This is a genomic window from Luteibacter sp. HA06, assembly GCF_054061215.1.
The window spans coordinates 2801084-2816090 of sequence record NZ_JBSSDZ010000001.1 but is presented as its reverse complement, the minus strand read 5'-3'; the positions used below and the strand labels follow the sequence as shown (position 1 = coordinate 2816090).

General features: G+C 64.6%; 4 protein-coding genes. All 4 read left to right on the top strand.

All coding sequences use genetic code 11. The annotated features are described in order from the left end of the window. Positions 1–12: 12 nt before the first annotated feature. The gene (locus ACVWWJ_RS12940; protein ID WP_456968183.1) at positions 13–1719 is read left to right on the top strand and encodes a putative porin; all 1707 of its coding nucleotides are present in this window, start codon (positions 13–15) and stop codon (positions 1717–1719) included. A gap of 9 nt (positions 1720–1728) precedes the next feature. After that, on the top strand, positions 1729–2352 hold the full coding sequence (locus ACVWWJ_RS12935; protein ID WP_456968182.1) for a hypothetical protein: 624 nt from the start codon (positions 1729–1731) through the stop codon (positions 2350–2352). 201 nt (positions 2353–2553) lie between these two features. Next, a complete protein-coding gene (locus tag ACVWWJ_RS12930; RefSeq protein ID WP_456968181.1) occupies positions 2554–2931 on the top strand; it encodes a hypothetical protein in 378 nt (125 codons plus the stop codon). Continuing rightward, positions 2928–14990: a filamentous haemagglutinin family protein gene (locus ACVWWJ_RS12925; RefSeq protein WP_456968180.1), complete on the top strand. Its 12063-nt coding sequence runs from the start codon at positions 2928–2930 to the stop codon at positions 14988–14990. The genes ACVWWJ_RS12930 and ACVWWJ_RS12925 overlap by 4 nt, the downstream gene beginning before the upstream one ends. The last annotated feature ends 17 nt before the right edge of the window (positions 14991–15007 follow it).

Genomic DNA, 15007 nt, shown 5'->3' with positions numbered 1-15007 from the left:
CGGAGAGTTCGCATGACCATCGGAAAGGCCCGCCATCGACCCGCGCGAGCCATGCTGGCCCTCGCCATCGGGCTGTCGCTCTGCGCGGGCGCTGCCCAGGCGCAGAGTGCCGCGTCGGACAACGCCACGATCAACCTCGTGCGCCTGCTGGTGAAGCGCGGCGTGCTCACCCAGTCGGACGCGGACGGCCTTATCGCCCAGGCCAACGCCGAAGCCGCCCAGGCACAGAAGCTCGCCGGTACCGCCAACGCGGCGCCGGCCACGCCGGGCCAGGTGCGCGTTACCTACGTGCCGGAAGTGGTGCGCAACCAGATCAAGGATGAGCTGCGCCAGGAAGTGGTCGCACAGGCCAAGACCGAGCATTGGGCCGAGCCGGGCAAGCTGCCCGAATGGCTCGACCGGATCAGCTGGACGGGCGACATGCGCGTGCGTGACGAGTTCCACTACTACGACAAGGGCAATGCCTCGCCGGTCGTGGACTTCGCGCAGCTCAACAAGACCGGTCCGTACGACCTCAACGGCAACAACCCGCCGCCGCTGCTCAATACGCTGGAAAACCGGACGAACTCGCTGCGCATCCGCGCGCGCCTGGGCGTAAACGTGGATCTGGGTGAGGGCGTCACCGCGGGGATCCGTCTCGGCTCGGGCAATGACAACAACCCTGTCTCGACCACGCAGACCCTCGGCGGTGGCTTTGCCAAGAAGGACGTGTGGCTCGACCAGGCCTGGCTGGCCTGGAAGCCGACCGAGTGGGCGCAGGTCGTCGGCGGCCGCATGGCGAACCCGTTCATGAGCACGGACCTGGTCTACTCGAACGACCTGAACTTCGACGGCATCGTCGGCAAGTTCAACGTGCCGATGACCGACCAGCTCAGCACCTTCGCCAACGTCGGCATGTTCCCGATCGAATATCAGGCCGACGACTTTCCGTCGCAGCAGGGCGTCAAGCAGGCCAGCCGCGACAAGTGGATGACCGGTGCTCAGCTCGGCGCGAAGTGGAAGTTCAACGAAGACACCGAGCTGAAGGCCGCGCTGGCCTACTACCGCTTCGACCACATGCAGGGCCAGCTGTCCTCGCCGTGCTCGATCTACCTGGGCGTGACCGCCTGCGATACGGACACCAGCCGCTCGGCCTTCATGCAGAAGGGCAACTCGCTGTTTCTGATCCGCGACATCGTGCCGGACCCGAACTCGCCGACCAACTACGCCCAGCCACAATTCGTGGGCCTGGTCTACGACTATCACGTCGCCGATGCCAACGCCCAGTTCGACACCAAGGTGGCCGATACGCCGTTGCGCATCGAGGCCGACTACATCCGCAACATGGCTTACCACCGCGCGGACGCGTTCCGTGCGGATGTCGGCCTGAATCGCCTGGTCAACAACTTCGGCGCCGGCGATATCGCTGAGTCGACCTACAAGAGCGGCCCGGTGGGCTGGATGCTGCGCGCCACGCTCGGCGATGTGAACCCGCATGCGGCCGGCGACTGGAACATGAGCCTTGCTTACAAGTACCTGCAGCCGGACGCCACGCTCGACGGCCTGACCGATACCGACTTCCACTTGGGTGGCACCAATGCCAAGGGCTTCATCCTCGGCGGCAGCTACGGCATTTCCAAGTACGCGTGGCTGAGCCTGCGCTACTTCAACGCCAAGGAAGTGTTCGGCCCGCCGCTCTCGATCGACGTGTTCCAGCTTGAAATGAATGCCCGGTTCTAAGGAGGCGATATGAAACGCACCCTCATCGCGCTGGTCCTGCTTGCCGTGTTCCCCGCGGCACAGGCACAAACCACCAGCCTGGAAAGCCGCATGCGCGATCAGCTGCGGGAAACGCGCACGCAGTTGCAGGAGCTCCAGGCCCAGCAGTCCACCTGGGCCGCCGAGAAGGCGGCATTGGAAAAGGAGCGCGACGCCGCGAAGCAGGAAGCTGCAGCGGCGCATGCGACCAAGGCGGTCCCCGCAGTGTCGCCGGATAGCACGCGTGAGCTGGCCGCCGAACGCCAGCGACGCGAGGCCGCCGAAGCGATTCTGCAGCGGAACAAGTCCGATGCTGAATCGGCCGGCGTGGCCATGCGCACGGCAGAAGCCGAGCGCTCACGCCTGGCCAAGGAACTGGAGCTGTCGCATTCGCAGGTGGACGCCTGCACCGCGCGCAACGTGCAGATGTACCAGGTAGGCAAGGAAGTGATCGCCGCCTACGAGAACATCGACACGACGGACATCGTCAGCTCCCGCCAGCCGTTCGCGGCGAAGTCGCGGGTGAAGCTGGAAAACGCCGCGCAGTCGTTCGGCGACAAGCTCTACGAACAGCGCTTCGATCCCCGTGCCGGCCAGGTTTCCGCCACGCAATGAACCAGGACCCGTCAGCCCGGCGGTGGGGCGCAAAGGAATGCATCGGACATCGCAATGGACAGGGACGTCTCTCTTTCATGAAGCAGGTCAGCGAGGCACGCGATGTATCCCGACCATGATTCGCCATGTTTGCCCGAATACCGCGCACCGAAGCCGCGTGCTTCACGCGCAAGAGCCGAAGTGGACGCACGGGTGGGCGGTATGAGCTGCCTGCATGCTCTGGCCGAGATGCTGCGCCAGTTGTATACGGCGAGGCAGAACAAGGCGGCCGAGGTCCTCATCGACCGTTGCTCGCGGGAAACGCTGGAGCAGCTGCTCGGCGAATCGACGGCGTTCCTCGGCGGTCGCGTGCGCTATGCGGTCGACGACCGGCTGAAACACCGCAAGGCGACACAGGAAGACACGACGCTGCCGACCATCCGCGCGATCGCCAGCGTGCTCAACACGTGGCTGCACGACGGACGCCGGCTGGCGATCCGCGCGGTGCTGCGTGAACTCTGCGATGACGAGCTCAGGGAGCTCGCCGCACTACCCGAACTCAATGATGAAGTGGCATCGATGACTGGTGATTTCTCATGAACAAGCCGCGCCCGACTTTCCGCCGCAATGCCATGTGCCACTTCATCGCCATGGCGCTGTTCGGTGGCACGGCTCACGCCGCGACGCCGCCGCCCTTCAGCCAGGCCTGGCTGGCCGCGAAGCATGCCGGTGCCGCGCAGTCGACGACACCCACCCCGGGCAGTGCTGCAGGCAATAACGGCGGCAACGTATTCACGCCCGGCAACGTGATGTTGCAGCAGCGCGTGCAACAGTCCATCTCCAACCTGGACGCCGCCGCACAGGCCGTTGCGGCGCAGATGGCGGCGCAGAGCAGCGCTCAGAAGGCCGCGCAGCAGCTGGCATCGAACGTGCCCGATGGCATCGCCGCGGGTGGCCTGAAGGTCGATCGCAACGTCCTCAGCGATCCGACGCTCTGGCAGAACGCCAACGCGCCCACGCAGTCGGTGGCTAACGGGCATACCGACGTCGAGATCAAGCAGAATGCCGCCAAAGCAATCCTGACCTGGGAGTCGTTCAATGTCGGCCGGAATACGACGGTTCACTTCGACCAGACCGGTGGCACAAGGACGGACGGCAGCAACCAGTGGATCGCGCTGAACCGGATCAACGATCCTTCCGGCAATCCGAGCACGATTCTTGGCCAGATCAAGGCGGAAGGTACGGTGTACCTGCTCAACCGCAATGGCATGATTTTCGGCGGCGGGGCGCAGGTCGATACACATTCGTTGATCGCCAGTTCGCTGGATCTGTTCACCCATGACGTGACCAGGAGCAACGCGTTCTTCCTGAAGTACGGTGTCGGTAGCGGGGCGGACCCGGAGAATATCCTGGGCAACGGTAGCGCTTCGGTCATTTCCCTCACCGATAACGGCGACGCGGCCAAGCCGGGTGCGCAACGTGGTGCGATCAAGGTGGAGCAGGGCGCGTCCATCACCGCCTCCACGGATGGCTTCGCCCTCGTAGCCGCTCCGGCCATCAGTCAGGCGGGCGAAATCGTCGCCGATAACGGCCAGGTGATCCTCGCGGCGGTGCAGGGTCTCAGTATTGCCACGAAGGCGTCTGGTGGTGGTTTGAGCGCGGTCGCTCCTGTCACGTCGACGGACTTCAACGGATCGATTGAGAACACAGGTCTTCTCCAGGCGCGCCAGGGCGGGATCCAGTGGCTCGGCGAAGACCTGCACCAGGGTGGCGTGCTGGTGTCGTCCACGAGCCTGAGCCACCCGGGCAGTATCAGTTTCGATCTGGGAAATGCACACAACGTGTCGACGGTGGTGACGCTGGGCCAGGGCTCGGTCACCACGATCCTTCCCGAAAAGGACGGTGAAACCACCACGTCCACGTCCGATGCCGACGCGGCTTTCGTCACGAGCAGCGTGGACTTCAACATGAAGGCCGTGTTGAATCCCGGGGCACTGGTCGAGGTCCCGGCCGGGACCGTCACGTTCCACCGGGAGGCGTACGTGGACAGCGGCGCCACGATCGACGTCTCGGGGCTGGCGAACGTTACCTTGCCCATGTCGGCGCTGCTCGTGATCATTCCGCGCATTGGTCTTAACGAGCTTGCCAACTCGCCCTTGTTGCGCAACAGCTTCCTGTTCTCGGCAAAGAACGTGGCGGTGGACAGCACGCAGTCGGGAACGCGCAGCGATGGCCTCGACTGGGTGGGCAGCCCCGTGCTCAACGCAGCGGGCTACGTGAACAACGTGCCGCGTACCGTCGACCAGTTGATGATCAACGGCGGCAGTATTGCGTTCCAGCTCGGCGGAATTGTTCGCACTGGCGCCCAGCTGCGCCTCGAAGGCGGCTTCCTGAACTACCTGCCCGGGTACATCACCACCCCGCGTCTTCAGGCGGCGAACGGCCTGGTCTATGACATCGCCTCGGCGGACCCGAGCGTCGACTACACCGGCTTTGCTGGCGTCTTCAGCCAGAACCACGCCCGCTGGGGCGTGACCGAAACCTATACGAACCCGCTATTGGCGAATATGGGCCGGTGGGATCCTGGCTTCATCAGCGGTGGTAACGCCGGCACGCTGTCGTTCGGCCAGAGCGGAAATGTGACCCTGGTCGACGACGTTATCCTGGATGGTGAGGTGAGCGCACACGCTTATGCCGGCCGCGAGCAGGTGCGCAGCGGGACCGAGCCGCTGGGCGGCACGCTCGATATCGACATCGTCGACATCCCGTTTTTCCAGGCGACCGACAACAATCCGGGTAGAGCAGTCAACTTCGTGATTCAGACGGATCGCGTTCCGCTCGAAAGCTATGCACCCGACTTCAGTGCCAAGGATCCGTGGCCAACCCCCGGAGGGGATCCGACGGACCCGAACAATCCATTGTGGTGGCACAGCCTTTCGACGGCCATGATCGACAACGCAGGCCTTCGCAAGGTTCGCCTGACCACGGCCGGCACGGTGTTGGTGAAAGACGGTGCCGACCTGCACGTTGCCGACGGTGGCGAAGTGGATATCACCGCGACAAACGTCGACATCGAGGGATCGATCGTCGCCCACGGTGGCACGATCAATCTGTCTTCGCGCAACACCAACGGCGACCACCTGAGCGACGTGTCCTCGTCAATCGCCATGGGCGAGCGGGCCCGGTTGGACGCGAGCGGCCTTTGGGTGAACGATGCCGGACGCACGGCGGATGAGTTGCAGGGAGACCACTGGATAAACGGAGGTAGCGTGTCGCTGACCGGTTTGACGAGCGGCGGTGGCAATGCGCCCGACACCACGCCCGATATCCTGCTGGCCCATGGCGCCGTGATCGATGTCTCCAGCGGTGGCTATGTCGGGACCGACGACCTGTTGTCGATGGACGGCGACGTGCCGCGCGGGCGCGGTGGCGACGTCACCATTCAGACCCATGTGGACGGCCCGGGGTTCAACTACAACTCGCTGGGCGTTCAGCCCAGTGAGCTGTCGGGAGGTGCGATCGCGCTCGGCGCCACGCTTATCGCCGAGGGCTTCTCGGGCGGTGGAACACTTACATTGCACGCGCCGCAGGTGCAGATCGGTGGCGAGGAATCGTCCGGATCCGACACCGCGTCGCTTTACCTCGACCCCGCCATGTTTTCTTCGCTGGGCTTCTCGCAATACGACGTGATTGCCGACACGGATGCTACCGTGATGCCGGGCGCGCAGATCATGGTGAGGTCGCGCGCGATGCTTGCCGACCAGCCGGCACTGCTCGATATAAGCAGTCGCGCCCACCTGCTGGGTGCAGACGGGCAGGGCGATGTGGCGTCCGTGGGCGTTCTCGATCCGTATGTGCGGTATACGCATCGGGAGGCGAACGACGGCCTGACCATCGAGGCAGGCGACTATCGCAACTGGCGGGGCCCAGACCTGCTTGGCATCACCGGTAGCGTGACGGTGGGTGAAGGCGCGCATATCGAGGTGGATGCGGGCGACACGATTGCGCTCAACGCGACAGGCAACGTGGTGGTAGACGGTGCGCTGGTCGCTCATGGCGGAACGATCGCGTTACACGACCTCGAGCCTGCGGCAGCGAAACCCGATGCGCCCAATCGCAGTGTCTGGCTGGGTGCCGCCAGCGTGCTCGACGCCAGCGGTGTATCCCTGCGGGATCCTGCGGCCGGCGCGCTTCCTGGCGACGGTACCGATAACGTACTTCGTGCAGACGGCGTGGTTCTCGCGGGCGGCACGGTGCAGTTGTATACGGACCATGACGTGGTCGCGGAGCGCGGTTCCCGGATTCTCCTTTCCGGCGCAAGCGATACGTACGACCTGCCGACGGAAGGTCGCCGCACGGGCATCGAACAGGCGACGTATCTGGCAACCCCGGTGTGGAGCGATGCCGGAACCCTGGACATTCAGGCAAACGCGGGCCTGTATTTCGACGGGAGTCTCGACGCCCATGGTGGTGCGGCACAGGCCCGGGGCGGCCAGGTAGCCATCTCGGCTCGGGTGGGTGCTCAACAGGGTAGCCTCAGCAAGGGGCTGCTCGTGCTCACTCAGGACGGGTGGCGCCTGCCGGAAGGTAGCGATCCGTTCTCGTCCACCAGCCTGGACGAACTGGATGGCGGTGACCTGCGATTCGCCGTCGACCGTCTCGATGGGTCCGGCGTCGACGATCTCTATCTTGGCCTTCCGATTGCCGGCGGCGACACCACGCAGCTGCAGGCGATGACGGTGGCTTTTGCCGGTGACGTTTCCCTGCGCACAGGCAGGAGCATCCAACTGCAGACGATCGGCCTGTCCGCGATGGCTTCCGATGCGCGTACTCCCGGCGATGCCCTGGACGGCCATGCTGGCCAGGTCGATCTCCAGGCGCCCTATGTGTCGATCCTGGGCTCAAGCATCGCGGCGGCGGTTCCTGCGGCGCCCTCTCAGACCACCCCGTCTGACGGAACGCTCGAGGTCAACGCCGACGTCATCGATCTCGGCGGACGCGTCAATCTGGCCGGCTTCGGCCAGGCATCGTTCGATGCGAGCGGTGATATCCGCTTCACCCTGCCGACGAACGACGCCGGCATCAATCAGACCGGATGGCTCTACAGCACGGGCAACCTGGAGTTCACGGCCAGCCGCCTTTATCCGATGACGCACTACGCGTTCCTGATCGACGCAGCCAGTCCGTCCTCCGAGACCACGGTCACGTTTCACCAGACAGGCGCTGCGGACGATTCGACGCCGCTGAGTGCCGGTGGCACGCTCGCCGTGGCTGCCGATCACATCGAGCAGGACGGCACGCTCTGGGTGCCCTCGGGATCGATCGTCCTGGGTACCGACGATCCTTCGGACATGAAGACGGCTCTCGGACTGGGCAGTGCGCTGCCGGTCGCGTCGACGCGGGACGTGCATCTCGCTTCCGGGAGCGTCACCTCGGTATCGCTGGACAATGCGATCGTGCCCTACGGCACCACCGAGGACGGGAAGGACTGGCACTACGAAAACGCCACGTCGGCACAGCCACTGGTCGATCGTCCGCCCGAGAAATCGGTGTCGATCGCAGGTGGTTCGGTGTCCATGGATGCGGGGGCGACCGTGGACCTTTCCGGCGGCGGCGACCTCCAGGCCGTGGAATGGATTCCGGGTACGGGCGGATCGCGCGACGTGTTGGCGCAGACCTATACCGACTATACGAATTCGCAGGCAGGCGTGCAGAAGTCGCAATACGCAGACGACCGCCCGATCTACGCGATCATCCCCGGCGTCCAGTCGCCGCTCGCCGCACACGACGCCGCGCTCGAATCAGGGGCCGGTGCGGCGCCTGGCGTCGGTCAGGCGGTGTACCTTTCCGGTGTGCCGGGGCTCCCCGATGGCGTCTACACGCTGCTGCCTGCCCGCTATGCGACGCTACCCGGAGCCTATCGCGTCGTGCAGAACACGGGCGTAAAAGACCCGGTGCCAGGTGCATCCACCAAGGCGCCCGATGGCAGCCACCTCGTGACGGGTTACTTCACCGATACGCTGACTGGCGCGCGGGATGCACGGTCGAGTTCGTTCGTCGTGCAGTCCGCGGATACGTGGGGTCAGTACTCGGAGTATTCGCTGACCTCGGCATCGACATTCTTCACCGACAAGGCCAACGCGAATGGTGACGTCGTTCCCCGTCTGGGCGCCGATGCCGGTCGGTTGAGCATTGCTGCCACGGCAGCACTGACCCTGGGGGCGACACTGGATGCCGCTCCGGCGAAGGGAGGCCGTGGCTCACAGGTGGACATTGCCGGCGAAGCTATCCAGATACTGGGTGCCGGCGAAACCGCGCGCGATGGGTATCTGCACGTCTCTGCCGACGAGCTTACGACCCTGGCTGCAGGCAGCCTCTTGATCGGTGGCAAACGCGAAAGCACCGACGCCGGCGACAGGATCGATGTGCTGGCGAGCGATGTACTGCTTTCGAACGACGCAGCGCACCCGTTGCAGGGTAGTGAGATCGTCCTTGTCGCCAGTGGCCAGGGCGGTGTAGTGCTCGACAACGGCAGCGTGCTGCGTGCCACGGCCACCGACGATGTCGCGTCTCCATCTTTGCTCATCGGCGAGGCGGCCAGCGGTACGACGCCAGCGGTCAGTGGCGACGGCGCCCTGTTGCGTGTGTCCGGGCTCGATGCCGCGCCCATCGTGCGCACGAACATCACGGGCCTTGACGGTCCTGCCGGCACGCCGGGCGGCAATCTCGCCATCGGCGCGGGTGCCGTGATCAGTGCTGCGAACTCCATCAGCATGGATGCGACGGGGCTGACCTCGCTCGCGCCCGATGCCACCCTTGGCGCACACGAGATCGATGTGACGGCTGGACGTATCGGCCTGACCGGCAGCGATCCTACGGTGCAGGACCAGGCTGGTAGCCTGCTTATCGGACCGCGTATCCTCGCGCAGTTCGCCAACAGCGACGAAACCACCTTGCGTGGTCGCCAGGCGATCGACCTGATCGGCGACGCCTCGCTATCCGTGTCGAATGCGCTGACGCTGAGCGCCCCGTCGATCCAGAGCGACGGCGGAAACGCTTCGCTCGCTGCGGGTTCGCTTACCATTGAGAACGATACTGGCGCTGCATCGCCGACATGGTCGGTTGGCACCGGCCAGCTGGAGGTCGACGCAAACGAGCTGCATCTGGGCTCGGGTACCACGGTATTCGGCGGGCTTGGACAGTTCACCGCGACTGCCGGGTCAGGGGTCTACGCTTCGGGCGTCGGCACGATCGATCTGGGGGGCGCCAACGTCGACGTCGCCACACCAGGTGTCGTTGCCTCGATCGGCGCGGACAATCGCGTGGAGACGACGGGTGCCATGCATCTGTCCACCAACGGCCCGGCACCTGCCTCAAGCGATAACACCGGCGGCAAACTCGCGCTTCAGGCGGGAAGCCTCGATGTCGGCACGGCTATCTTGGCGCCGGGCGGAAATGTCTCGCTGCATGCCACGCAGGGCGATGTCCACCTCGGTAACCACGCGATCATCGACGTCGCCGGTGTCACGTTACCCTTCATCGATACGACCGTGCCTGTGCCGGGTGGCGAGGTGACCTTGCAGGCTGACGAAGGCAATGTCGTGACGTCCGCCGGCTCCTTGATCGACGTTAGCGGTCCTGACGGCGGCAAGAGCTCTGGCAGCGCCGGTGAGCTGGATGTTGTCGCGTCTAACCGGAGCGCCATGCTGGGCGGCTCTTTCATCGGCCACGCCGCGGATGGATACCTGGGAGGTACGCTCTCGGTCGATACGGCGAATGCGGTGGACCTCGGTTCGTTGGCCTCGGTGGCAGACGCAGGTGGCATGGACGGGTCGATCTCCGTGCATACGCGTAGCGGCGACCTTTCGATCGGCGGCGGCCAGACACTGCGCGCCCATGTGGTGAAGCTCACCGCGGACGGCGGCGATGTGAATGTCGCCGGCGATATCGACGCGTCGGGAACGTTCGGCGGCACGATCAACCTGACCGGTGCGCGCGGTGTCGATATCGACGGCGGCCTGAACACCAGTGCATCCGCTGCCGGGAAGGACGGCGGTGACATCTTCATCGGCACCGGTGGCACTAGCGATGGGCAGCTGAACGCAACCTTCGGGTACGAGGAAGTGCAGCGCACCGACGCGGGTCATATCCGCATCGGCAGCGGTGCGAGGATCGTACAGGACGGCACAGATGCCGATGGCAAGCTGTACCTGCGAGCACCCTTGCTCAGTGACGGCGACGTACCCATCGACATCGCAACGGCGGTGGATCTCTCACACAGCCGCAATCCCACGGTCGAAGCCTATGCGGTGTGGGACACGCGCGATACGCCGGCGGATCCCGTAGCCGATGCAGGTAAGCACTTCGACGGTCTGGTTGACGCCGCAGGCTGGTACGCGGCCGATCCGGTGACGGGCGTTCCGATGCTGGTTTCCGGGACGTTCTCCGACAACGCAGGCAATCCGATTGCCGGGCCGGATCCCACCAACGCGGCACAGGTGGCCGACTACCTGGCCCGTTACCGCTTCACGCCCACCGACCCCAATCAGGCGCATGCCACGTTCTACGGCTATGTCAACGGCGACGAAGCGCAGGGTGCCGGCTCGTTGATGAGCTTCATCGAGAATCCGGGTCTTAGCTTCGAATCCCGATTGAAGAGCGCGGTGCCCGGGCTGGTCGTACGGCCTGGCGTTGAGTTGCGCAATGACAATGCCGACTGGAATGGCGGCGATATCGCCGTGCTGACCAACTGGAACCTTGGTGCAGGCACCAGCGACGCCGACGGCACGCTTCACCTTGCGTATCGTTACGGCGATCAGGCGCCGGCGCTGAGCCTGCGCGCCGGGGGCGACCTCGACATCCGGGCGAGCATTACCGATGGCTTCTACCAGCAGGGCAGCGCGGGTGGCGTGGGTGGTGCACCGCCGGAATCCGACCAGGCGGAAGCGGAGACGTGGTACGACACGATCGTCAGCCAGGGCAATGGTGCTGACCAGATCGATGGTGTCTTCTCGAAGCCGGCCGAGTTTGCCGACGGTGATTCGGAAGCGGTGAAGGAGTACTACGGCCAGTACGTGGAATATGCGAAGTACCTGACGGCGAAGATCGATGAGTTCAGCTCGGTCGGTAACGACATCAGCCCGGCCACGATCATCGCGTTCGGCGTCGGTTTCGGTCTCGTCGACCCGACGGTGGAAGCGCCCGCGAAACTGCCGACGCCGCAAACGCTGGGCGAATTTCCGTCTTATCTGAACGCGTACAAGAGCTATCTACTTACCTCGGCACGATCAACCGACTTTCCGGATACTTTTTCGGTGCCGAACGACTTCGCCACCCTGGATGGACCACCGACGACGCTCGACCTCATCACTCCCACGGCGGCCCCGCTCGACAACAGCCCGTCGCCGCGTGCGACTGCGACCAATCCCCTGCCGATTCTCAGCGCCACCCTGACCGGCGGCAACAGTTCCAGCTATCGGCTCACGGCAGGTGCGGATTTTACGTCGAGCGATCCCGGCGCCACGCTGCAGGGCGCCCTTGGCGCGGTACTGTTGGGTGGGCATACCGACTACAGCGACCCTCAGACGAATCGCGTGCTTGCCGCACCCACCGTTGTGCGCACGGGAACAGGAGACATCGAAATCGCTGCAGCGGGCGACATCCGCTGGACGGATGATCGCGCTCCAGCCGCCGTCTATACGGCAGGCGCACCCGCGCAAGGCACCACGGCGGATGATGGCGTGTCGATACTCCGTCCTTCGCTGAACATCGGCCTGGAGCAGTCGGCGACGCCGGAACTCGTCGTCACCGCCGAGGTCAACCCCGACGATGCGGGTCACCTGAGCTTGCGCGCGGGCGGCGACATCGACGGTATCCAGAACACCGTCGACACGACCGGCGACCTGACGGGTACGGCAGGAACGCGCACGGCACAGTACTGGTGGCCGTGGATGCAGACAGGCAACACCGACACGCGTTCGTCGATCAACTTCGGCGGTTTCGACCAGGGCGTGATGAGTGTTGGTGGTAACGTGAGCGTGCAGGCCGGTGGCGATATTCGCGATCTCTCGGTATCGCTGCCCACCACCTGGATGATCAACACCGATGCAGCTGGTACACGTAGCCTGCAGACCTTCGGTGGTGGCGATCTCGACGTCAAGGCCGGTGGCGACATCCTCAGCGGCAGCTACTTCGTAGCGCGAGGGCAGGGCAGCATCCAGGCCAGCGGCCAGATCGGTAGCGATTTCTCGGTGGGTTATGCGACGCCGATCGGCGGCACGTCGGCGACCATGCCCGTTTCCACACTCATCGCCATGCAGGACAGCCAGGTGTCGGTGCAGGCTGGCGGGTCGGTGAGGCTTGGCGGCATTTTCGATCCATCGTTGCTCAACAGCAGCAGCGTGATGGCCCTTGCGCCGACAGGTCATCTCGATGGACAGAACTATTCGACGACCTCGAGCGTCGACGTGACATCGTTCGCGGGCGATGTCGTCTATGGCGACCTCGCCTCGCCGATGTCGCTGTTCGTGCCCGGTGTACGCGCGCAGACCAGCATCTCCTCCGATACGGGCGGCGATATCCTCCCGGCATCCGTCAACTTCACGGCCGCTCACGGCGACCTGCGCTTGCTGACCAGCGGAGAACTCTTCCCGTCGGACAACGGCGACCTGACCCTGTTGGCGCAGGGCGACGTGAATTTCGCCCTCACGGGGCTCGGGCTGGCAACGCGCTACGCCTGGGGCATGATCGACGCACCGTTGAGTTCCATGGTGTCGCCGTTGAACCTTCTCCCGATCGATCCCAATGTCTCGCCCGGGACCGACGCACCCACCGGCGGATACCTTGCGCAGCAGATTTCCACCAACCCGCAAGATGCGGTTCTCTTCCATGCTGCCGATCCCTGGCATGCTGCCGATATCGACCCCGTGCGCGTTTACGCGCTGGACGGCGATATCGTCAATGGTACGGGCGGTGGAGCGGGCGCGGTGTTCCTCATGCCCGACAAGGTGTCGCATATCGAGGCGGGCCGTGACATCGTGGACCTCGCTTACGTTGGCCAGCAGCTGCATGGCAACGATATCTCGGTCATCAAGGCAGGTCGGGATATTATCGATACGCCATTGGGCGCCGTTCCTCCGGTTGACCTGCCTCGTGGCATCCTGGCCGTCATCGCCCAGGCCGGGCCTGGTTACCTTTCCGTCGAAGCCGGGCGCAATCTCGGCCGTCTCGCATCGCAGACGGAGTTCTATGGCAACACGAGGGTTCAGTACAGCACGCTTCTGGCCCCGGGTGGCGGCAATTACACCGGTATCGACTCGGTCGGCAACATCTACAACACCAACCTTGCGGGTCAGGGCGCGTCGATCATGGCATCGTACGGTGTCGCGCCAGGTGTCGACGGCGCGGCCTTCATTGCGCGCTACATCGACCCGTCCGCCGTCAAGCCGCCCGGCCTCGACGATGGCTCCGCTGGCCTGGTGACGTTCGTCGAGAACTATGACGCTGGTCAGGCGGTGGATACGGGGCTTCTTGCCGATCGGCACGTGCCGACCTATACCGTCGACCAGGCGTGGGCGAGGTTCCAGGCCTTGCCGGATGACGCGAAGGCGATCTTCGTACAGCAGACGCTGTTCGGCGTGCTGGCACAGGTGGGCAAGGACTACAGCGATGCTTCGAGCCCGTACGCCAACCAGTATGTCCGCGGGTATGCAGCCCTGAACACCTTGTTCCCCGCCTCGCTGGGTTATACCGCCAACGGACTGGATGGCGGCAGCAATGGCGCCCAACAGCTCGTCCACACGGGTGACCTGGATATCCGCGGCAGCACGATCCAGACCCAGCGGGGAGGCGATGTTTCCATTCTTGCTCCCGGCGGTGAGGCGCTGCTGGGAAGTGTTTCCGCTCCGCCTGTCATCGTCGACACGCGCGGCGGCGTGCTTGCGGGCCCGAATACCCAAGGCATCCTGACGCTTCAGAAGGGCGACGTATCGATCTTCACCGACACCAGCACGTTACTTGCGCAGAGCCGTATCTTCACCGAGCAGGGCGGTGACGTCACCATCTGGAGCTCCAACGGCGACATCAATGCGGGCAAGGGGGCGAAGACCAACAGCGAGATCCCGCCGGTTCGTTACGAGTGCACGCTGGACGCCTGGTGTTCGCAGGATGCGGCGGGGCAGGTAAGCGGTGCGGGCATCGCCACGCTACAGACGATTCCGGATGCGCCAGAAGGATCGGTGTACCTCATGGCCCCGCGGGGCACGGTGGATGCTGGTGATGCAGGCATACGGGTGTCCGGCAATCTCGTCGTCGCGGCGGCGCACGTTGCCAATGCCGATAACGTACAGGTCAAGGGTGATTCCGTCGGCTTGCCTGTCGTGCAGGCGGTAAATGTCGGTGCACTCAACGCGGTGAGTTCTGCAGCGACGGCGGCAACGAAGGCTGCCGAGGACGTTGCACGCCAGCAACAGTCAGACGCGCGCGATCGCCAGCCGTCGATCATCTCGGTGCAGGTGATCGGAGGCGACCCCACCGCAAGCATCGATAGCGGAACGCATGGTTCGGCTTATGACAGCGAAAGTCCGGTGCAGGTGGTGCGTCGCGCAGGCGTGGCGGGCGATGGACTGACGCCCACGGAGCGTGCTCGCCTCATGCAGTAGCGCCGTGCCTTCCGTTG

Excerpts from the sequence above, each read along its gene's own strand:
- ACVWWJ_RS12930 (WP_456968181.1), top strand. The coding sequence starts at position 2,554 with ATGAGCTGCCTGCATGCTCTGGCCGAGATGCTGCGCCAGTTGTATACG.
- ACVWWJ_RS12925 (WP_456968180.1), top strand. The coding sequence starts at position 2,928 with ATGAACAAGCCGCGCCCGACTTTCCGCCGCAATGCCATGTGCCACTTC.
- ACVWWJ_RS12935 (WP_456968182.1), top strand. The coding sequence starts at position 1,729 with ATGAAACGCACCCTCATCGCGCTGGTCCTGCTTGCCGTGTTCCCCGCG.
- ACVWWJ_RS12940 (WP_456968183.1), top strand. The coding sequence starts at position 13 with ATGACCATCGGAAAGGCCCGCCATCGACCCGCGCGAGCCATGCTGGCC.